This window comes from Streptomyces sp. NPDC026062, assembly GCF_055568375.1.
The window spans coordinates 242,650-263,609 of record NZ_JBVHOQ010000002.1 but is presented as its reverse complement, the minus strand read 5'-3'; the positions used below and the strand labels follow the sequence as shown (position 1 = coordinate 263,609).

16 protein-coding genes and 1 pseudogene are annotated in these 20,960 nt (G+C 69.6%); 9 read left to right on the top strand and 8 right to left on the bottom strand.

What is annotated here, in order from left to right; all coding sequences use genetic code 11:
* Positions 1-53: 53 nt before the first annotated feature.
* The 3 genes from ACZ4LX_RS02860 to ACZ4LX_RS02850 form a co-directional block, all read right to left on the bottom strand.
* Positions 54-695, bottom strand: coding sequence for an MSMEG_1061 family FMN-dependent PPOX-type flavoprotein (locus ACZ4LX_RS02860; RefSeq protein WP_467637608.1), 642 nt, complete (start codon positions 693-695; stop codon positions 54-56).
* A 49-nt stretch (positions 696-744) separates the two neighbouring features.
* Entirely contained in the window at positions 745-1,611 is an 867-nt protein-coding gene (locus ACZ4LX_RS02855) for a class I SAM-dependent methyltransferase (protein WP_467637605.1), read from the bottom strand.
* A 213-nt stretch (positions 1,612-1,824) separates the two neighbouring features.
* Positions 1,825-4,719: a type 2 lanthipeptide synthetase LanM family protein gene (locus tag ACZ4LX_RS02850; RefSeq protein WP_467637603.1), complete on the bottom strand. Its 2,895-nt coding sequence runs from the start codon at positions 4,717-4,719 to the stop codon at positions 1,825-1,827.
* Positions 4,720-5,299: 580 nt separating this feature from the next.
* On the opposite strand from ACZ4LX_RS02850, the gene asnB reads away from it, so the two are divergent.
* The 6 genes from asnB (at position 5,300) to ACZ4LX_RS02820 (ending at position 12,103) form a co-directional block, all read left to right on the top strand.
* The gene (asnB, locus tag ACZ4LX_RS02845; protein ID WP_467637600.1) at positions 5,300-7,468 is read left to right on the top strand and encodes an asparagine synthase (glutamine-hydrolyzing); all 2,169 of its coding nucleotides are present in this window, start codon (positions 5,300-5,302) and stop codon (positions 7,466-7,468) included.
* An 11-nt stretch (positions 7,469-7,479) separates the two neighbouring features.
* Complete coding sequence (locus ACZ4LX_RS02840; protein WP_467637597.1) at positions 7,480-8,517, top strand: diiron oxygenase; 1,038 nt, start codon at positions 7,480-7,482, stop codon at positions 8,515-8,517.
* Positions 8,514-9,758: an MFS transporter gene (locus ACZ4LX_RS02835; RefSeq protein WP_467637594.1), complete on the top strand. Its 1,245-nt coding sequence runs from the start codon at positions 8,514-8,516 to the stop codon at positions 9,756-9,758. The genes ACZ4LX_RS02840 and ACZ4LX_RS02835 overlap by 4 nt, the downstream gene beginning before the upstream one ends.
* Positions 9,759-9,814: 56 nt before the next feature.
* A complete protein-coding gene (locus ACZ4LX_RS02830) occupies positions 9,815-10,093 on the top strand; it encodes a PqqD family protein (protein WP_467637591.1) in 279 nt (92 codons plus the stop codon).
* A gap of 28 nt (positions 10,094-10,121) precedes the next feature.
* The gene (locus ACZ4LX_RS02825) at positions 10,122-10,910 is read left to right on the top strand and encodes a nucleotidyltransferase domain-containing protein (RefSeq protein ID WP_467637588.1); all 789 of its coding nucleotides are present in this window, start codon (positions 10,122-10,124) and stop codon (positions 10,908-10,910) included.
* A 278-nt stretch (positions 10,911-11,188) separates the two neighbouring features.
* A complete protein-coding gene (locus ACZ4LX_RS02820; protein WP_467637586.1) occupies positions 11,189-12,103 on the top strand; it encodes an ArsR/SmtB family transcription factor in 915 nt (304 codons plus the stop codon).
* 187 nt (positions 12,104-12,290) lie between these two features.
* Here ACZ4LX_RS02820 and ACZ4LX_RS02815 read toward each other — a convergent pair whose 3' ends face one another.
* Entirely contained in the window at positions 12,291-12,980 is a 690-nt protein-coding gene (locus ACZ4LX_RS02815; RefSeq protein WP_467637583.1) for a DUF6882 domain-containing protein, read from the bottom strand.
* Positions 12,981-13,423: 443 nt separating this feature from the next.
* Here ACZ4LX_RS02815 and ACZ4LX_RS02810 point away from each other — a divergent pair, with 443 nt between their 5' ends.
* The 3 genes and pseudogenes from ACZ4LX_RS02810 to ACZ4LX_RS02800 all read left to right on the top strand — a co-directional run bounded on the left by ACZ4LX_RS02810 (position 13,424) and on the right by ACZ4LX_RS02800 (position 18,834).
* Positions 13,424-17,101 carry a S8 family serine peptidase gene (locus tag ACZ4LX_RS02810; RefSeq protein ID WP_467637580.1) on the top strand — a complete coding sequence of 1,226 codons (3,678 nt, stop codon included), beginning with the start codon at positions 13,424-13,426 and terminating at the stop codon, positions 17,099-17,101.
* A gap of 150 nt (positions 17,102-17,251) precedes the next feature.
* A pseudogene (locus tag ACZ4LX_RS02805) lies at positions 17,252-17,641 on the top strand (hypothetical protein); the annotation flags it as partial.
* A 329-nt stretch (positions 17,642-17,970) separates the two neighbouring features.
* A complete protein-coding gene (locus ACZ4LX_RS02800; RefSeq protein WP_467637860.1) occupies positions 17,971-18,834 on the top strand; it encodes a hypothetical protein in 864 nt (287 codons plus the stop codon).
* Between the two features lie 261 nt (positions 18,835-19,095).
* Here the strand turns inward: ACZ4LX_RS02800 and ACZ4LX_RS02795 are convergent, their stop codons facing one another.
* The 4 genes from ACZ4LX_RS02795 to ACZ4LX_RS02780 form a co-directional block, all read right to left on the bottom strand.
* Complete coding sequence (locus tag ACZ4LX_RS02795) at positions 19,096-19,299, bottom strand: alpha-L-rhamnosidase C-terminal domain-containing protein (RefSeq protein WP_467637840.1); 204 nt, start codon at positions 19,297-19,299, stop codon at positions 19,096-19,098.
* 12 nt (positions 19,300-19,311) lie between these two features.
* Entirely contained in the window at positions 19,312-19,539 is a 228-nt protein-coding gene (locus ACZ4LX_RS02790) for an alpha-L-rhamnosidase-related protein (protein ID WP_467637837.1), read from the bottom strand.
* A gap of 47 nt (positions 19,540-19,586) precedes the next feature.
* Positions 19,587-19,871 (bottom strand): alpha-L-rhamnosidase N-terminal domain-containing protein, encoded by a 285-nt coding sequence (locus ACZ4LX_RS02785; protein ID WP_467637577.1) that lies wholly within the window; start codon positions 19,869-19,871, stop codon positions 19,587-19,589.
* 75 nt (positions 19,872-19,946) lie between these two features.
* Complete coding sequence (locus ACZ4LX_RS02780; RefSeq protein WP_467637573.1) at positions 19,947-20,876, bottom strand: LysR family transcriptional regulator; 930 nt, start codon at positions 20,874-20,876, stop codon at positions 19,947-19,949.
* Positions 20,877-20,960: the final 84 nt, after the last annotated feature.

Sequence of the window (20,960 nt, the reverse complement as noted above, 5' to 3'; positions counted from 1 at the left end):
GGACTGACGCGGGAGGGAAGGGGAGAACTCCGCCGCCCCTCCCCCACCGTCCGTCAGTACAGGCGCTTGGCGTAGTTCTGCGGGGCGTAGTGCTCCTCCAGCTCCCGCACGGTCTCGGGCGGAGCCTCGACCTCCTTGATGCGCGTGGCGATCGGGGGAAGCACCTCGGACTGCCAGGTGTCCGGCTGCCAGAGTCCGGACCGGATCAGCGACTTGGGACAGTTGTAGGTGACTTCCTCCACCTCGATCAGCAGCGCGAGCTTCGGGCGGTTCCCGCGCAGCGTCATCTCGTCGAAGAAGGGTGCGTCCCGGAGAACGCGGGCCCGCCCGTTGACGAGCAGCACCGACGTGGAGCCGGGAACCAGCGAGATGATCCCGACGCGGGGGTTGCGGAGCACGTTGAAGAGGCTGTCTCCCCGCTTGTTCCCGGGCCGCTCGGGCACGGCGATCGTCGTGTCGTCGAGCACATGGAAGAGATGACCGGCAGGGTCTCCCCGCCCGGACGCCGTGCACCTGCCATCGGGATCCGAGGTCGCCAGTACGCAGTACGGCGAGATGGTGAGCCACTGCTTGTCGTACGCGTGGAGCCGGGGGCGCGCCCTGTTCACCGCGCGCCGGTTGGGCTCGCCCAGCAGTTCGCGCAGCTCGGCGGCGGAGTCGACCTCCGTGTATCCGAGGTGCTGGTGGTCGCTCAAGAAACCTACTTCCAGGGAGAGTTCACAAGGGCCGTCGCCACGAGGCGGATCAGCCCTGCCGGGCGCCACGCCGACCGGGGCCGGCGCTGTCGTTGTCCGCACGCACCGCTGTCACGACGACGGTGGTGTAGGTCATGATGAAGCTCCCGCCCATCCGGTCGATCGCCTTCCCCGTGGCTTCCAGCATCCGGGCCAGCTCCTCGGGCGGGAGCCCTCCGAGGGCGGTCTGGGTGGGGACCTGGGCGAGCCACTCGTCCCGCGCGTACACGCGTTCCCAGTCGAGCCGCCACTCCTCGGGCTCCTCGAAGCAGCCCGTCCCCCGGATTCCGTCGGCGAACATGTCGAACATCGGCTGGTAGAGATCCATGGCCGACCGCCGACGGCCGTCGGCGTCGAACGCGGACGCGGGCGCGACCCTCCGGTACGCCTCCGCAGAGCGCGTCGTCCAGGCGGGCAGCGAGCTGCCGCTGACGATCTCCACCAACTCGGGCGGGGTGTGGGACGAGTGGTGGAACGGTGCGAGCACACCCCCCGGCCTCAGCACCTGCGCGGCCTTCACCGCTCCGGCCGACGGATCCACCCAGTGCCAGGCCGTCCCGGAGACGACGGCATCGAACAGCCGCCCCTTCGGCTCCCAGGTCTCGAAGGCCGAGACCTCCACATCGACGCCCGTGCCGCGCGCGTGCCGGGCCATCCGCGCGTCGGGGTCCACCCCGAGTACGGTGCACCCGGCGGCCTGGAACTGCCGCGCCTCGATGCCCGTGCCACACCCCGCGTCGACCACGTCACATCCGGGCATGGCGTCGACTATTCGAGAAATCACCGATTCCGGATAGGCGGGTCTCGATTGGTCGTAGAGGGCCGCGTCCCCGCTGAAGTAGGTGAAGGGACTTTCCTTCTGTGGGAAAGCAGGCATGTGTGACAGCATGATTGCCCCCTGTCGGACTGTCAACGTTCGAGTGCGTGCATATGTCGGGATTGCGGACAGGTGCTGGGATATTCAGGAAGGAGTGAATTCGGGGAAACGGCACGACGTCCGGCTGGAAATGCGGCAGCGGCGAGAGGCACGCCGCCTGCTTTCCATTCCGGTCCCACCGAGCTTCACGCCCGGCGCCCCGCCGACGGGAACTCACGGCGTCGACATCAGCAGCACGTTCGGCACCCGGTCCGGTGCCACGGCCCGCAGAAGGCCGTATCCGATCCCCGCGGCCCCGTCCAGGAGTCCGGGCGTCCACGTGCCCCGGGGAACGCCGGTGACCACCCGGCCGGCGAGGACCCGCCGGGCGACGTCGGCCGTCGCCTGCCGCGCCGCCCGCGCCGTCTCCTCGTCGCCCGTGTGCTCTGCGGTGGTGCGGAGCGCCTCGACCAGGCCGAGGGTTCCGTGGCAGAGGGAATCGTCGCCGACCCCCCGGGCCACGCCCGCCACGACGAGGTCCACCCTGTGGGGCCGTTGCCGCTCCGAACCGCCGACGAGCCGAAGGCCGCTCGCCTCGGCCATGACGAGACCGGCGTTCCCCCGGCACCAGGAGGCGTCGGCGAGACGCCCGCCGGCGACGCGTTCGCGCGCCTCGGCGGCCCGGTCCAGCAGCGCCGTGTCGCCGGTGAGGCTCGCGACGGCGGTCAGCGCGTGGGCCCGGCCCGCCAGGCCGTGGGCGAACCCGGGGACGGCGGACTCCTCCAGGTCGGCGAGGCCGGCCCCGGCGGCCCGGACGGCCTCCAGGGCCTGGGCGCTGGGGTCGGTCCGGTGGAGGGCGACGAGGGCCAGCGCCGCCCCGGCCACCCCAGTCATCACGTCCAGGGGCTGCGGCTCCCGCAGGGCAGCGGTGAACGCCGGCACCAGCCGGTGGGCGGAACGCAGCAGCTCCGGGGCGTCCCAGATCTCACCGGCCCGGGTCAGGAGGTAAAGGACGCCGCCCAGTTCGTCGTACGCCCCGATGCCCAGGCCCGCCAGTTCCTCCGGCTCGGGCATGTCATCGGGGTCCAGCAGGGCGGCGAGGACGTCCTGGGCCAGCGCCCGGTAGCGATCCGCCCCGGTGGCCCGTCCCAGCTCGGCGAGGAAGAGCGCGATGCCGCTGACGCCCCGGTCGAGCCCCATACCGCCGGACTCCACGAGCCAGAAGCGGTCGGCCGCCATACGAAGCGATGACCACTCGACCAGCCCGTCCTCGCCGCGGATCACCGAGTCGCAGATCCGGTCCCCGATGGCGCGGGCCGCGGCGACGGCAAGGTCCGGATCGGGACCGGCGGCCGGAGAGCCGGGCACCGAGGGGGCCGGGAGGCACCGGTGGCCGCCCTCCTGGCGCGTGGCGAACGAGGTCTCGACGAACCAGATCTGCTCCCGCAGGTCCTCCTCCGAGAAGGATGCGAGGCGTTCCCGCACCGCGTCCGCGCCGGTGCGGACGAAGAAGTCCCGCAGCAGGACCCCTCGGTGATCCGCGATGCCGGTGCTGTCGGGGGAGGTCCGAAAGGCGGGTATGTCGCCGCACGCGAGCTGACGCCACTCGCTGTCCTCGACGGCGTGCCCGGCATCGCGCCGTGCGAGGCTTCCGAGGTGGTCGTGGCGCAGGTCCGGGTCCGCGAGCAGGGCCGGGTCCCAGGACCCGGTGAGCACACTGCGGTACTGGAAGGTGTCGCGCAACACCGCGCGCACGGGGACCCCGGAGAACCGGGCCAGCGGCCCGTCGGCCCGGGACAGCGCCGGACGCTCCGCGAGCAGCAGGCGGTAGCAGTGGGCGAAGCCCGCGACCAGGTCGTCGGCCATCTCCTCCGGAGCGTGGCGGAGGCCCTCCACGGTGGGGCGGTTGCCGTACTCCTCGACCGGGTGGAAGGCGGGGACCGGTGCCATACGGTCCGTACCGGGATCGCGGTACTCGATGCGGGGGTGGGCCCAGAACTCACCGCGCGCCGCACCGCCGGCCAGGCCACTCATCTCCATGGCCCGGACACCGTGCTCGTCGGTACGGACGAGCCGGTGCGGCAGGAGGCCCACCGCCAGCACGGAGTCGCGCAGCCGCCGTGCCACCACGTCCTCCGCGTCGTCCAGCCAGCCGGGATCCGAGGACTCCGCGTAGAACAGCGCTTCCAAGTCGAAGTACACGGGGTCCTCGCCGACCGCCACCTGGTTCTGGAAGTGCATGTCGTAGCCGCGCAGCAGATGGAACACGGCGAGGAACGCGCCCTGCCGCCAGTAGAAGCGACGCAGGGAGTCACGGTCCGGGCACGGGGCCGGCGCGTAGTGTGCCGACCACCCGTGGGTGCCCCGGTCGAGAACGTGCGCGGGCCGCAGGCGGTGTGTCAGCCCCCGGTCGCCGAGCCAGTCGATGAATCCCGCGAACGCCGCGTCGCAGGCGAGCGAGCGGGGCTTGTAGACGACTCCGGGGCCTTCGCGGAAGGAGACGACGGCAACCGCGCGCCCGCCGTCGTGGGCGTCTCCCGCCCCGAAGTCGACGGCTTCCACATCGGCCGAGGACTCGGCCTTCACCGCCAGTTGCTCCCGGAGCAGGGGCAGATCGGACTCCAGACGTGTCACGAATTCCAGACGCGAGGCGGCCCAGCGGTCGAACTCCGCTGTCAGTTCCCGGTCCAGCGCGGGGTATTTCCGCAGCAGAGCGAGAGCGGTCTCCGGGGCGCGGAGCGAGGCGGTGAAGCGCTCGAAGCCCCGCACTCCCGGGTCCTGCCAGTCCTGCCAGTCCCGCCCGTCCCGCCCGTCCGGGTCACGGTCCCGCCGTGTCGCTGTCAGCTCCTCGACCAGCATCGGTTTCACCATGGCCAGGAATCGGGCGGAAGGAAGCGCGAGGATCGCCGAGGAGCGGTCCGGCAGGGGCATCCCCGGGCGCGCCTCGCCAAGCCGTCGTCGCAGATCCTCCTGCGCGGACACGGCCGGCGGACCGATCCAGCCCAGCAGCGCCAGGTCCCCGTCGGCGGCTTCTCCCGGCCACGCGCGGCCCGGCAGGCGGTGCCACGCGTCGTGGAGGCCGCCGGTCGTGCCCGTGAGGGACGAGGACGGGTGGTCCTGGCTGTGCATCACAATCTCGCTCCGGAAGCAGTGATTCCATAAGAGTGGTCCACGGCCTTTGCATGCCTCCCGTTTCGGGCCCGTACGGGCAAGGAGGGAAAGGCCGTGCCAGGCATTCGGCGCATCGGGCCGGGAACACCGCGCACGCCCGGTTGCATGCCCATCTATACAACCGCTCACACCCCCGGACAAGTGCGGGTTTCGGTGATGTCGAAGACCGTTCCGATGCGGTACGGAAAAAGAGGAGCAGCACCGCACTCCCGGCAATCCACGCGTGATCCGGGCAAAGGGAAAAGGTGATTCGGTGAGAACCGAAACATCTGGTCGTGGCCGCTGTCGCCGTGGTTGACTCCGGTGGCCGGTGAAACGGACGCCAGCGGCATCAACGCCGCCGGGCCCCAGCCGGTACACCACAACGAGAGGAGGGATTTGCATGCGTAAGTACACGAAGCCCGCCGCCAAGCCCGTCACCCAGGGCACCGTTCTGCGTGGTACGGCCTGATCAAGGCCGCAGGCAAGTGCGCCCGCTCGCCGGGTGCACTTGCCACCCCATCCGAAAAACGGGTAACGCGCCGCCGAAGGACGACTCATGTGTGGACTCGCAGGATTTGCCCGGCTCGATGGACAGGACCTCGGGCCTGAGTACGACGCCCTTCTGCGCGACTTCGCCGACCTGCTGCACCACCGGGGCCCCGACGAGCGCGAGCTGCTGCGCAGCGGCCCGGTGGGCCTCGCCTTCACCCGGCTGTCCCTGGTGGACCCGGAGGACGGTACCCAGCCGCTCGTCAGCGACGACGGCAATCTCGTCCTGATCGCCAACGGCGAGGTGTACAACCACAAGGAGCTGGCCGCCCGGCTTCCGTCGGACGTGGTGCTGAAGACCGGCTCCGACTGCGAGGTCCTGCTCTACCTCTACCGTCAACACGGCCTGGACTTCCTGCGCGACGTGCGCGGCATGTTCGCGATCATCCTCTGGGACCGCGCACGCGGCCAACTCGTGCTGGCGCGCGACCGTTTCGGCATCAAGCCGCTGTACTACCACCGCAACGACCAGCGCATCGTCCTGTCGTCCGAGATCAAGGGCCTCTTCGCCGATCCCGCGACGCCCCGCCGGTTCGCCTGGGACAAGGCCCTGGCCGTCCCCGCCGTCTCCGCCGCCCCTCGGTTCAACGCGGACCGGATGTGCACCTGGTTCGAGGGCGTGGAGAGCGTGCCCGCCGCCACCGTGCTGCGCGTGGACCTCCGCGGCGGCAGGACGACGGAGCACCGCTACTGGGAACTGCCCACCGAGGCCGACGAGTCGACCAGCGCCGAGGCCTTCGTCGAGAGGTACGGCGACCTGTTGGAGGAGTCCGTCCGGGACTGCGCAACCGCGGACACCGAACTGGGGCTCTTCCTGTCCGGGGGGATCGACTCGTCGATCGTCCTGGCCCTGGCCAGGACGCAGGTGGAGGAACTCCACACATTCACCGCCCTCACCGGCGGAACCCGCGCCAACGGCGACGCCGAGCACTCCAGCCGGCTGTCCCGCCAGTGGGGGGTCCACAACCACCAGGTGCTCTTCGAGCCCGGCCTCACGCCCACGCCCGAGGAGTGGCGGCGCCTGGTCTGGCTCACCGAAAGCCCCATGGTCGGTCCGGAGGTGTACTACAAGCACGAACTGCACCGGTTCGCCCGCCAGGTGCGGCCGGAGCTGCGCGGCATGCTGCTCGGCGCGGCCAGCGACGAGTTCAACGGCGGCTACTCCCAGGGCGTGGGCGACGACTGGACGGCCTTCATCGCGGGGCTGGACGGGATGGACCGCGCCACGCGGCTCGACCGGATGCCCGGCCTGCGCTACTGGTGGGGCGAGAACGAGGCGTTCCTGTCCGACGACGCCCTCCGCTCGCCGGGCCCCGGCGGGGACGCCGACGTCTACGCGTCGTACGTGCTGTCCGAGTACCGCAAGGTCCAGCAGTACAACGTCTGGCACGAGGACCGGACCGCGGCCGGCAGCGGTGTCGAGGCCCGTGTGCCGTTCCTCGACCACCGGATCGTGGAACTCACCTCGTCCATCCCGGCACACCTCCGCCCCCGGCTGCTGTGGGACAAGCGGATACTCCGCGACGCCGTGGGGTCGCGGGTTCCGCGCAGCATCGCCGAGCGGCCCAAGGTCGCCTTCTTCTACGGCAACGGCACCCACCACGCCTACGGCATGCTGGCGCGGCTGATGAACGGCAACGGGCGCGAACTGGTCGAACGTGCCCTCGCGGCGCCCGGTGCGGACGCCTACCTGGACGCCGACCGGATCCGGCGGCGGCTGGACGACTTCACGGAGGGGACGAGCGACTCGCCCTCCGTGGAACTGCTGACGCGCATTGTCAACATGGGGCTGCTCGCCGAGATGGCGACGTCCGCGCCGAGGATCGAGTCGATGGACGCGGGTGCGGTGCGCACCGAACTCCGCGTACACGAGGACCTGATGGAAGAGACCAGGCAGCTCTTCGAGCCGGCACGGCGCCACGACCTGAACGCGGTGCCCGTCTACGCCAAGGGCCTCCTGCTGCTGTCCCATGCCAGTGGCGACCAGTACCTCGCGAACGACGGTCAGATCGAGTTCGTGCTCGAACCGGACAGCCCGATCGTCGGGGTGCTTCAACGGATCGACGGGACATCCACCCTCGCTGCCGTGCTCAGTGCGGCCGACGTCGAACTCAAGTCCGTGGAAGAGGAACTGGACACGCTCGTCGACCAGCGGCTTGTCCTCTTCGTCGCCTAACGGGAGCGCGCATGTATGTGCAGCGGTTCGAGGAGCAGTTGCTCCGCGGGAAGGCCGCCGAGCGCCCGCGCGGTCCGGAGTACGTGAGCCGTTTCGAACGCTGGGACGACCTGGCGAGCGTGCGCCGCCGCCCCCGTCGGCACTTCGCCGCCGCGGAGCCGGATCTCTATTTCCCGCCCGAGCTGTACCCGGTGGTGCGGCATCCCCTCGTCGTGGCGAAGGGGAGCGCGGCCGTGAAGGGCCTGCTCCTGCAACGGCTCTACGACTACCTGGAGTTCACGACGGAGCTGGAGACCCTCGCGGTCATCCCCGTCGCCACGAAGATCAGCCGGGGCCGTTCGGGGCTCTTCCTTCCCGGCCGCATGCGGTCGGACGCGTACAAGATCGTCACGGACGAGGCCTGGCACGCCCAGTTCTCGCACGAGTTCGCCTGCGAGATCGAGGCCGAGACCCGTGTGCCATGGGCGCTGCGAGGGATCTGTACGCCTCCCGCCTTCCTGCTGCGGCTCGACGGGATACGCGGACGGCTGCCGCACCACGTGCGGGGCGTCGAGGGCCTGCTGTTCGCCATAGTGAGCGAGACCCTGATCTCGGGGATGCTGTCCCATATTCCGCGCGACGAAAGACTGCCCTTGTCCGTCCGCAACATCATCCGTGATCACGCGGAGGACGAGGGCCGGCACCACGTCTACTTCAGGTCCCTGCTCACCCATCTGTGGCCGGCGCTCGGGCGCGCCGAACGGGAGGCGGTCGGTCCACTGATCCCCGAGGTGGTCTACGCCTTCCTGGAGCCCGACTACACGCAGACGGCACGTCATCTGCGGGACATCGGCCTGACCGGGGAACAGATCGACCAGGCCATCACGGAGAGCTGGCCGCCCGGCCGGCTCCGCAGCGGTGTCGCCGATGCGGCGTCCCAGTTGACGCGCTACCTCGGTGAGGTCGGAGCGCTGGAGGACAGGACCACCTTCGCCGCCTTCGAGGAGGCCGAGTTGCTGGGGCCGGGTCACGAGAAGCACGGCGACGCCCCGAAGGAGTTCGCCGGATGACTATCAGCCCAGCCTCCACCGGCACCGGGACCGACTCCCGCACGTTCTGGCGCTTCTGGTTCGCCTCCAGCGTGAGCCGCACCGGGTCGAACATCACGGCGGTGGCACTGCCGCTCGTCGCGCTCACCAGCCTGCACTCAACGACCTTCCAGGTGACGCTGCTGGCCGCAGCGAGCCAGGCCGCCTGGCTGCTCCTGGGGCTGCCGGCCGGAGTCATCGCGCAGAAGGTTCCGCTGCGCGGCCTGCAGGTGACGATGGACCTGGTACGCCTGGTGGCCATGGGCTCCATCCCGATGGCCTGGTGGCTGGACCGGCTCACGTTCGGGCATCTGCTCCTGACAGCCCTGATCACGAGCCTGGCGAGCGTGCTCTTCGACATCGCCAACTCCACATTCCTGCCCGCGCTGGTCTCCAAGGAGGAACTGACGGCGCGCAACAGCCTGATCTCGGCCACCGAGGCTGTCACCCAGACCGGTGCGCCGTCCGTGAGCGGACTGCTCATCAAGGTCATGGGCGCCGTCAACGTCCTCGTGATCGACTGCGTCACCTACCTCATATCGGCCGTGGTGCTGTGGACTCTCCCCGAGCGCAGGCCCAAGGCGTTGCCGCAGGTACCGGCAGGGGCGCTCATTCGCGAGGGATGCGCCTTCGTGATGCGGCACCCCGTGATGAGGCCGTGCGTGATCTGGGCGACGGTGAGCAACTTCTTCACCGCGGCCCTGATGGCACTGACCCCGCTCTACCTGGTGCGGGAGGTGGGGGCGTCCTCCACCGTGGTGGGGCTCGTGATTGCCGCGGACGGAGTCGGATCGCTGATCGGCTCGATGGTGGCGACCAGGATGTCGGCACGGCTCGGCACCGCGCGCGCCATGATCGTGTCCGGGGTCGTCGGCGGCGCCCTGGCGTTGGTGATACCGGTGACGACCACGCTGGGCAGCATCGGCTACTTCATCGTCGGCAACGCCGCGGTGGCGATGGCTGTGGTGATCGGCAGCATCATCACCAGGACGCACCGCCAGGTGGAGTCGCCACCGGAACTCCTCTCCAGAGTCATGGCCACGGTGCGTTTCATCTCCTGGGGCGCGCTTCCCCTGGGCGCCCTCCTGAGCGGTGTGCTCGCCTCCGCGCTCGGTCTGCGCCCTGCGCTGTGGGTGGTGTGCGCGGGCTTCCTGCTGGCACCGGTGGTGCTCATCATGAGCACCGTGCGGAAGCTCCATGACCTGAGCGAGGTCCGGGTCTGACACCGGACACGTCCAGCCCTTGTGGAACCGTTGCGAAGAAGGAGAGATCAATCCCCATGGATGAGGCCGTCGAGCGAAGCGATTCCGTGCCGCGCCGGGTGCTGGGGATCAGGATCCGCCGGATGAAGGACGACTTCCTGATCGGGGACGAGGACCGGGCGTTGCTCCTGGAGGACATCGCCGCGTTCATCTTCGCCTCGCTGGACGGCCGCCGGACCACCCTTGACGTGGCACGGCAGGTGGCCCAGGAGTACGGCGTCGGCGAGGAACAGGCGTTGACGGACGTCGTGGAGTTCCTTGACGGCCTGGCGGACCAGGGGATCGTCGAATGGTGAGACACGTTGCCGGAGAGAGGCGTACAGCATGACGAACATAATCGAGGAAGACTGGCTGGCTCCGCTGCGGGAACGGCATCTGATTCCCGAAGGAACCCAGGCCGCTTTCGTCGTCGGCTCCGTCGCCCGTGGCTGGCACAACCCCCGCAGCGACTATGACATCTACGTTGTCTCGAACCCGCTCCACACCTCCGAGACGAGCGATGCCATGCCGGTGCCGCTGGATCCTTCCTTCCTGAGCGTCGAGGTCTTCTACGCGCAGGAGAAGCGGTGGGAGGTGAAGTACTGGTGCGATGCGCAGATCGACCAGTTGCTCGCCAAGGTCTCATGGGAGGCGTACGAACGAGGCACCATCGCGGGGAACGTTCTCGTACCCCTTGAGGAGCTCACCCTCGCCCGTCTCGTGCACTGCCTTCCCCTGATCGGCGCCGAGTGGATCGAGGAGCGGCGTGCTCGCCTCGCCGGGACGGCGTTCCGCTCGTTCGTCATCGCCCGCTCCCTGGGAGAGGCGGACACGTACGTCGAGGACGCGCTGGGGCAGATGGAGGCGGGCGACCTGGAGAGTGCTGTGCTCTCGGCTCGGCTGGCCTTCGGCCATTCCGTCGACGCGCTCCTCGAAGGCGAAGGGGAGTTCGGCAGTCACCAGCCCAAATGGCGGGCCAACAGGTTCAAGGCCGCCACTCCCGGGGTTCTCACCTTCGACGAGTACTGGGCGGTCGAGACATTGCAGGCGTACGACAGCGCCGACCCGCTCCCCTGGATCAAGAACGTGCTCGCCCTCTGCCAGGACATCGCCATGCGGGTGGACGTCTCGTGACGGCACTCGGCCGGCGCCGGGGTCCTGGACGCATACCTCACGGAGTATCGAACAGAGGATGACGAAGTGGCGCTACGAACTGGGGCGTGTGCCGAGAGTCCCGCCTGCCCGGCGACGCCCGGCACGCGCGCACGCCGCGTTGTCGGGATCCCCCCGGCACACCCGGAACCGGGGCGACGCTCCGCCCTGCGATCGCACGCACCGGACGCCTCCGATCCCGCCCTCCGGGCGGACGGCGCTCCTTTCGGCACACTCCCTAGCGGTCGGTACACGGCTTCGTGATCAGGATCGACGTAGACGAGGACACCCTCCGCACCGTTCGCCTGACCTTCAGTCCCTTGTGGGAGACCTTCGGCAGCATCGGCCTCCTGGCCCGGTACCGGGGCGAGACTCCCGCACCGTACACGGAGTGGGCCCGGGCGGTACGGCTCACGATGCCTACGGGGCTGGCGCGCGACCTGGCCGGTGTGCTGCGTGACCCCGGGCTGTCGCGTCTTGTTTCCGGGTTCGTGCCCCTGCCCGATCCCGCGCGGAGCACCTTCGCGGCCGAACTCGACCACTTGCGACGCGCCAAGGGCAACCGGCCGGAGGAGCGGCACGTCTACTCCCTGCTGACACGGTACTGGGAGTACGCGCTCGCCCCCCACTGGAACCGGATCCGTTCCTCCTTGGAGGAGGAGATCCTGCTCCGCGGCCGCACGCTCGCCGTCGAGGGCCCCGAGGCGATGCTGGGCGAGCTGGGTGGCCGGGTCCTGTGGACCAGGCCCCGCCTCACCGTGCCCTACCACCGCGACCTGGACCTGACCATCACGAAGTCCCGGCTGCTCCTCGTGCCCACCGTGTTCTCCGGTGGCCTGAGGCTGCTCGTCGAGGACTGTGCCGGGGTGGCGATGTCCTATCAGGCGCGGGCCACGGGCCGCCTGCGGGTACTGACCGCGGGAGGCGACGGCAGCCGGAGCCAGGACCGGCTCGCGTTGCTCCTGGGGAAGGGACGCGCGCAAGTGGTGCGAGCCCTCGAACTGCCGATGACAACCACCGCCGTGGCGGAGTCCGTGGGGCTGGCAAAGAGCACCGTCTCGCAGCACCTGGCCGTGCTGTCCGGCAGCGGACTCGTGTGGAAGCAGCGCATCGGCGCGAGCGTCTTCTACCAACTCGACCAGGGCGGGCTTGCGTTGTTGAGAGAACTGGACTGACCGACGGTTCGGCCGGAGGGGACCTCCCGGGGAGACGCCTCTTCGGTCTTCGTCGGGCCCAGCGAACCGGGAACGACCGGCGGCAGCGTGGTCCCGGGTCGGAGACCTGCGCGACGGCGCTGCCGACGTCCCAGCACCGCGCTGCGCTGCGCTGCGCTGCGCTGCGCTGCGACGGCACCGCCAACGGTCAGCCGCCGACAGTGAGTTGGATGTTCCCGATCCGCCCCATCCCGTCGAAGGAGACAACGGCGGCGTTCCCCGTCGGCAGATCAGCGATCAGCCGGTCGCCTTCCATGCGCTGGGGCACTCCGTGGTGCTCGAAGTACCCCTTGACAGCCTGCTGCGGCGAACGGCCGATGAGCGAGACCCCGGCCATGATGACGCGCGGCAGAGCGATCGGATCGAGTTCGGCACTCGGCACCTTCGGGTCGTCGGGCAGGAAGTACACCCGTGTGCCGGGCCCAGCGGGCTGCCCGATGTACCCGGGGGCGTTGGCCACACCCATCCCCGCGAAGGCCAGCATCTCGGCGGCCCGCCGAGGGTCTTCGAACCCGGAAAGATCAAGTTCCGCAGCGGTGAACTCGGGTATCCCGTGCGTCTGTCCGTACCGTTTCACCGCAGTGGACAACGCCACGACCTCACTCCCGCCGAGCCCCGGATTCGCCCAGCCCCACAGCCAGGAATCAGCCTCCATGTCGTACGTCCCGAGAACCCCGACCCGTAGCTGTACCTCCCCCTGCCGGTACGAGCACGTCGGCAGGTCCGCGCTCCACGGCGTCTCGGGCAAGTACGCCATGAGCGTTTCGAGCTGAGCGGCGCCCCAGACGGAGTGCCGGTCCGCCTCAAGCAGGAACTGGTCGCTGAATCCGTTTGTCATGATCACAAGCGTAGTGGGCGAAGCCCAACAGCAGTCAGCCCAATGCCGCGTAGCCGGGCCTTACCGGTGTCCGCCAGGCGATTCGGCCGACGAGATGGGCTCAGCTCCGATGTCCGGCACCCACCGTTCCGGACCGTTCGCCGCAGGGAGACGGACCACACCTCCGGCAATTCCCCGCAGGTACACCTGCGGGGAATTCCCAGCCGGTACACCTCCCCAGGGTGGCGACGGCCCATCGGGCCCAGGGGCCCGGCGTGGCGCACGTGTCAGGGGGTGCCGTTCGCCGTTGGGAGGGCTGGCGGGAACCTGCCGGGGCAGCTTTCCGCCAGCTCCGGTCCGCGCTCTCGCGCTCCACTCGCCCGACACTCTTCGAAGCGCTCGGATGCCACCCCCGCATCTGACGCATCTGACGCATCTGACGCATCTACGAGGAAAGAGCAACGATGACAAGAGGTACCGCGCGACACGGCGCGGCCCTGCTGTCGGCCGGGCTGGCGTTCGCGCTCCTGCCCATGGCAGGTGCGTCGGCCGCGCCGACCGCGCAGAGCGCCGTGCCCGCCCCGAGCACCAAGGCCGCCCACGCCGCCCACACGGTGACCCTGGTGACCGGCGACAAGGTGACCGTCACCGACATAGGCGGCGGTCAGCAGACCATCGACGTCAAGCGCCCCCAGGGTGTGGACGGGCTCGTCCGCACCGAGGTGACCGACGGGCGGATCACCGTCACACCCGACGAGGTCCTCCCCTACCTGGCCTCCGGCAAGCTCGACCAGCGGCTCTTCGACGTCACCGGCCTGCTGGAACAGGGCCTCGCCGACACCGCGGCCGACGCGACCCCGCTGATCGTCACCTACTCCGGCAAGGCCGCCCGTACCGCGGCCGCCGCGCCCAGGGGGGCCGAGCGCACCCGCACGCTGGGTGCCATCGGCGGTGCGGCGTTCGACGCCGACAAGGGCCGCACGTTCTGGAACGGTCTGACCGCCAAGGCCGGATTCTCCGACGGCATCGGCAAGGTGTGGCTCGACGGCCGCGTCAAGGCCGACATGGAGGAGTCCAACGCCCAGATCGGCACCCCGAAGGCGTGGGAGGCCGGACTCACCGGCAAGGGCGTGAAGGTCGCGGTCCTCGACACCGGGTACGACACCACGCACCCCGACCTCGCCTCGCGTGTCACCGAGTCGAGGTCGTTCATCGCGGGTCAGGAAGTCGCCGACCGTGCCGGGCACGGTACGCACGTCACCTCCACGGTCGGCGGATCGGGCGCCGCCTCCGACGGCAGGGAGAAGGGCGTCGCCCCCGACGCCACGCTCGCCGTCGGCAAGGTCCTCTCCGACGGGGGCTACGGCGAGGAGTCGGAGATCATCGCCGGCATGGAGTGGGCCGCCAAGGACATCAAGGCCAAGGTCATCTCGATGTCGCTCGGCTCCGACACCGGCAGCGACGGCACCGACCCGATGTCCCTCGCCGTCAACTCCCTCTCCCAGGAGACCGGCGCGCTCTTCGTGATCGCGGCGGGCAACGCCTACGGCCCCGGCACGATCGGCTCGCCGGGCGCCGCCGACTCCGCCCTCACGGTCGGCGCGGTGGACTCGAACGACAACCGCGCCGCCTTCTCCAGCCAGGGCCCGCGCCTCGGCGACAGCGGCCTCAAGCCGGATGTCTCGGCGCCCGGCGTGGACGTTCTCGCGGCCCGTTCCTCGCTGGTGGAGGGCTCCGGCTCGTACACCACCATGAGCGGTACCTCGATGGCGACGCCGCACGTCGCGGGCATGGCCGCGCTGCTGGCGCAGCGGCACCCGGACTGGACGGGGCAGCAGCTCAAGGATGCCCTCATGTCGTCCTCGAAGCAGCTCGACACCTCCGCCTACGCGATCGGCGCGGGCCGCGTCTCGGTGCCTGACGCGATTGCCGCGCAGGTCACCGCCACCGGCAGCGTCGACCTCGGCATGTACGGCTGGCCGTACGAGAACAACGAGCCCGTCACCAAGACGGTCACGTACGCCAATGCCTCGGACACCGCGGTGGAACTGGACCTCGCCGTCCGGGGCGGCACCGCGGGCCTCGTCACGCTCGCCGACTCCCGGCTGACCGTGCCCGCGCACGGCACCGCTTCCACCACGGTGACGGGCGATGGAGCCAAGGGTGTCATCGGCACCAACTCCGGTCAGATCGTGGCCACATCGGGTGGTGCGACCGTCGCGCACACCGCGTTCGGCCTGGTGAAGGAGGAGGAGCGCTACACGCTCACCGTCCACGTCAAGGACCGGGACGGCCGGCCGACCGCCGCCAGGCTGAGCTACAAGCAGCTCGTGAAGGACGCCCAGGCGGAGGCTGCCGTCGTCGACGACTCCGGCACGGTCGAACTGCGGCTGAAGCCGGGCAGCTACTACCTGAACTCGTTCCTCGACGTACGCGGTACCCACGGCAAGGACTCCCTCGGCCTCGGCTACCTGGCCAGTCCGGGAATCACGCTCGACGGCGACCGTGAGATCACCCTCGACGGCAGCAAGCTGCGCGAGGTCGGCACCCGTGTCGCCAAAGACACCGAGCCGCACCAGACGGTGATCCAGTACGACCGCAACACCGGCGGCACCGACATGTTCGGCATGGTCCTCATGCCCATCAAGTACGACACCCTGCTCGCCGCACCGACCGAGAAGGTCAAGGACGGCACGTACGCCTTCCGCACGACCTGGCGCGAGGGTCAGCCGCAGGTCGCCACCAAGGGCGTCGAGGAGACGTGGAACCAGCCCGGCTCCACCCTCATCAAGGGCCGCAGCCGCCTGGAACTCGTCAGCGTCGGTGCCGGCACTCCCGCCGACTACGCGCGCAAGAACGTCAAGGGCAAGGCCGCCCTCGTGCACGTCGACGGCACGCTCACCCCGGCGCAGATCGCCCAGGCCGCCCAGGACGCGGGCGCCAAGGCGCTGTTCGTCACGGACGACGCCCCGGGCCGTCTCAATGTGAGCTTCTACCACGCGGACGGCACCGCGCGTCCGCTCCAGATCACGAGTGTGGACGCCGCCGACTACGCCCGGCTGCTGACCATGGAGCGCAAGGGCAAGCGCGTCGAGACGACGGGCACGCCCGGTGGTGAACTCGACTACGTCTACGACCTGTCGAAGGGGTACAAGGACGCGATCCCCGACCGGAGCCTGCTCTTCGAGCCGCGCTCATCGCAACTGGCCACCGTCGACACCACGTTCTACGGCAGGGAGAAGAAGGCGGGCTCCGAATACCGCTACTCGATCGATCCCTCCTTCGCCGCGGCCGGCGGCTTCCAGGAGAACCGCACGTTCCCGGGCCACCGCACCGACTACGTGTCGGTCGAGGACGGTCAGCAGTGGCACGAGTCCGTCAACCTCGGTGAGGACCTGGAGCAGCGCACCGGTCGCGTCACCTACCGGGCGGGCAAGCACAACGAACTCGAGTGGTTCAAGCCGGTCTGGCACCCCTACGGTGGCAGCGGTCTCGGCTGGGGCCAGCAGCGACAGGGCAACACGCTGCGGTTCAACATCCCGGGCTGGGGTGACGGCGGCCCCGACCACACCGGCTTCGGAGACCCGTACAGCAGCACCGCCGGCATGAAGCAGTACACCGAGGCCTGGGTGGACGGCGAGAGCGCGGGCCGCAAGGTCGGCAGCACCGCCCAGTTCGGTGTCACCGACGGCTCGGAGCTGCCGTTCAAGGTCGCGACCGACACCTCGCTCGACCCGAAGGTGTGGGGCATCGGCACCACTGCGCACAGTGAGTGGACGTTCAGGTCGGCGGCCACGCCGGTCGGCGCGTACACGTTCCTGCCGCTGATCAACCTCAACTACGACGTGGACACGGACCTCGCCGGCACGGTGCGTGCGGGCAAGAAGCTGCCGATCGGTCTGTCCGCCGAGTATGTCAACGGCGCGGCCGGCACCGGCACTCTCGGCGGCGGCACCCTCCAGGTGTCGTACGACGACGGCAAGACCTGGAAGTCCGTGAAGCTGAAGGGTTCGGGCGCTTCCTGGAAGGGCACGCTGAGCATCCCGCGCAACGCCGCCTCCGTCTCGCTGAAGGCCGGTGCCAAGGACAACAAGGGCGGCACCGTCAGCCAGGAGATCATCCAGGCTGTGGCCGTGCGGTAGCCGCAGCGCCCCCTCCGAGGAGGGGGTCTGAGGGCCGGGGCCCGGGCGCGGAGCAACTCCGCACCGGACCCCGGCACTTCGCCCACACGACTCTCTGTACACGCATGGTCCCTTTACCGAACCATCGACGCCAAGACCCGGGTGGAGCGCATGTGCCCCGCACTGGAACGAGATGGGGAGAGTTCTGTGAGGACATCCAGATTCCGGCGGATGCTGGCTACCGGTGTGGTCGTCGCCGCCACCGGTTCCGCGCTGCTGACCACACCGGCCGTGGCGGACACGAACGACGCCGCCATCGGTGCCGGTGCGTCAGCGACCACGGCCCCGGTGCCCGTCGCCCCGGCAATGACGCAGGGCCTGGACACATCGGCCCGTCCGGGCACCCCCGCGGAGGCGGCCCGCGCTTACCTGAAGGCCCATCAGGACACGTACCGGGTACCGGTATCCAACCTGGCCACTGTCCGGACGACCGGCGCCGGGAAGCAGTCCGCCGTGCGCTTCCAGCAGAAGCACGACGGTGTCCCGGTCTTCGGCGCCGAGTACGCGGTGCAGACGCAGGTTGGCCGACGGCGGGCAGCAGGTCACCTCCGCGACCGGCACGCTCCACACCGACCTCACGGTCTCCACCACACCCAAGGTGACCGAAGCCCTCGCCAAGCGGCGCATGTTCGCGCTCGACGCCGGGCTCTCCCTTCGAGCAGAAGAGCGGAACACACGACGGCACCACTCTCGCCTCCAACGTTCTGCCCACCTACGAGGTCTACGCCGGCATCGACGAGCAGGCCGCCCAGATCAACGGCGACGTCTACGCGATCAGCCACGAGGACCCCGTCGCGTGGGACCGGGGCGGCCATTCCCTGGGCATCACGGTGGGCCGCTTCAGCAAGAAGCCGAAGCATGAGCTGGCGGAGAAGGAGGCTCATCTGCTCGACCCGTCGCTCGACGACGACCGCATCGTCTTCACCCGTATCGCGGCCGACGGCATCGGCGTCTACCGGACCGGGGCCAAGGGCCAGGGCGCGATCAAGAAGCTCGTCGACAGCCCGGACGCGGACGAGACCGAGCCGGTGACGGAGAACGGCGCGCTCGCCTACATCAGCATCACCGCCGACGGCGAGCAGGACGTCATGTTCCGCGACCGCCACGGCAGGACTCGCAACGTGACCCCGGAGGCCGGGACCACCGCCGGTAATCTCGCCATGAAGAAGGGCAAGATCACCTGGCGGGACGGAACCGGCAAGTTCGTCAGCGTCCACGACCTCGCCACCGGAACCACCCAGACCCGGAAGATCACCTACTACCGCACCAACACGGTGTCGGATGTCCAGATCACCTCGGACCGGGTGTACTGGCGCGAGACCGGCAACCTCCTGATCTTCTCGTACAGCACCTTCTGGTCCGCCCCCCTCGATGACCTGAGCAGCGCCAAGCAGTTCAAGAACCTCCCGGACCTCTACCTCGCCCAGTTCTCCGTCAACGACAACTACTTCGCGTTCTCGACGTACGACTTCGAGGGCGGCATGGGAGTGTGGAACACCCCCGGCAAGGTACAGGTCACCAAGACCGCCGATCTGGTGACGAGTGAGGAGCCGGAGCTGTCCAGGGTTTCCTGCTCCTCGGGCGCCCAGCTGGCCCCGTCCCCCGGTGACGGTCAGCGTGTCGTCTGGCTGGACACGACCGCCGCCTCCACCGATGTGCTGACCCGGAAGACGTTCGCCGGCACCTGCGAGTAGCCCCGGTCCGCACCCAGCGGGCTCACCGGCTGTCGGTGGGCGTGCTCCGAGCAGACTGAGCACATCCCCGCGACGGCGAAAGCTCCCGGCAGACGGGTTCTCCACCGAGAACACCCGTTCTGCCGGGAGCTTTCGCATGCTTGTCCCGCCTCTTGCGGTTCCGTCTCCCACGGCTCCTGCCGGTGGCGCCGCCAATGACGAACAACTCCGGTACATGCGGCTCCGTTACGTGCGGCTCCGGTACGTGCGGGTGCGATTCCTTCAGACAGCTCTCCCGACGAGTTCGGCGGTGTCGAGGACGTGTTCACCCGCGTGCAGGGTGACCGGCTCGCAGCCGGGGAGCTCGGCAACAGCACGGCAGCCCTCGGGAACCGTGCAGCGTGCCGTCATGCCGGTGGCTGTCACTTCCCAGGACAAGGACGCTGTCCCGTAAGGGGTTTCGTGCCTGGTGCGGGCCCAGGCGATGTCGCGGCCGGGTCACGGCCGGAAGGAGATCTCGTGGTATCCGGGGGCCGTGGCCGTGATACCGCCCACGACTCGGTGCAGCCAGTCGGCGACGGCGCCCAGCGCGTAGTGGTTGAACGAGGTCATGCCGCCCGGGTTCAGGGTGCCGTCGGGCCGCAGGCTGTCCCAGCGTTCCCAGACGGTGGTCGCGCCCCGGGTCACGGTGTAGAGCCAGGAGGGGCACTCGGTCTGCAGAAGCAGTCGGTAGGCGAGGTCCAGGTGGCCGGTGTCGGTGAGTGCGTCGCAGATCAGGGGGGAAGGACGTACCGGCGACGGAAGGCGTCCGTCACCTCGGCGGCCAGGGCCGCGTACCGTCCGGCGTCGAAGGTCTCGCCCCCGTACAGACCACTGGTGAGGATCGGGCCGGGTGCGGCGGTCCAGGTGCTGTCCGTCGCCATGAGGGCCGTGGTTCCGTCGTCGTACGTCAGCTCCAGCTGGGCGAGAAGGGCCGTCGACCAAGCCGGGCACACCATGGGCTCCGCCGCCGCCCGCATGCTCATCGAGCGTGTGGAGGGAAGGCGGGACCGGGCCATGCAGACGACGATGACCCCACGCCTAGTACGACGTGGCACCACCGCCGCACCGGCGGGCCGCTGGCTCAAAGCCTTTCAGGACGGCGGGGGTGCGTCGCGCGCGTCGGTCATGCGCCTGCCGACCCGGGCCGCTGTTTCGCGCAGCCAGATGTGTGCGGCGTCGTGTGTGTGGACCGGGTGCCACCACATCGCCTCCTGCAACGGCACTGCTTCGTACGGCGGTTGCAGGACCCGGACGGCGGCGAGGGGGGCCATCAGATGGGCGAGGCGGGCCTGGATCAGGGCGATGCGCCGGGTGCCGGCGACCAGCAGCGGCAGCAGCTGGAAGCTGTCGACGGAGACCTCCACGCGTGGCTCGACGCCGAGCATGCCGAGCTGGCGTACGGCCGGGGCGTCGTAGGTGCGCTGGTAGGTGACCCACGGCAGCCGGGCCAGGTCCTGACGGGTGAGCCGGTCCTCCACACTCGGATGATCGTCCGCGACGAGAAAGACCCAGCTGTCCTCGTAGAGGTCGGTCGCGGGGAAGTCGCTGACGACCCCGTGCGGCATGAGCAGGCCGTCGGTGGCGCTCAGCAGGGTGGCGGTGTCGTCGACGATCGCGGCCGGGGGCTGGGTGAAGCGCAGACGGATGCCGGGGGCCTCCTCGTGCACGACGCGGGCGAGCTCGGTACCGAACACGGCGACCGCGTAGTCGGAGGCGATCAGTTTGAACGCGCGGCTCTCACTCGCCGGGTCGAAGTCGGCCTGGCTGGCGAACAGGCGCTCCAGCACATCATGGGCGGTCGCGGTGCGGTCGAGCAGAACCTGACCGAGGGCGGTGAGTTCGTAGTGACCGCCGACCCGGGCGAGCAGGTCGTCGTCGAAGTGGCGGCGCAGCCGCGCCAGGGCGGCACTCATGGCCGGCTGGCTCAGCCCGACGCGCTGTCCGGCACGCGTGACGTTGCGCTCCTCCAGCAGAGCACGCAGGGCGACGACCAGGTTGAGGTCCAGGCGGGACAGGTTCACGGGCATTCCCTTTGCGGTCCATGCGGAACGGCGCCGACCAGCGTGAATAAACACGATAGATGACTGGCATCCACATAATCTATT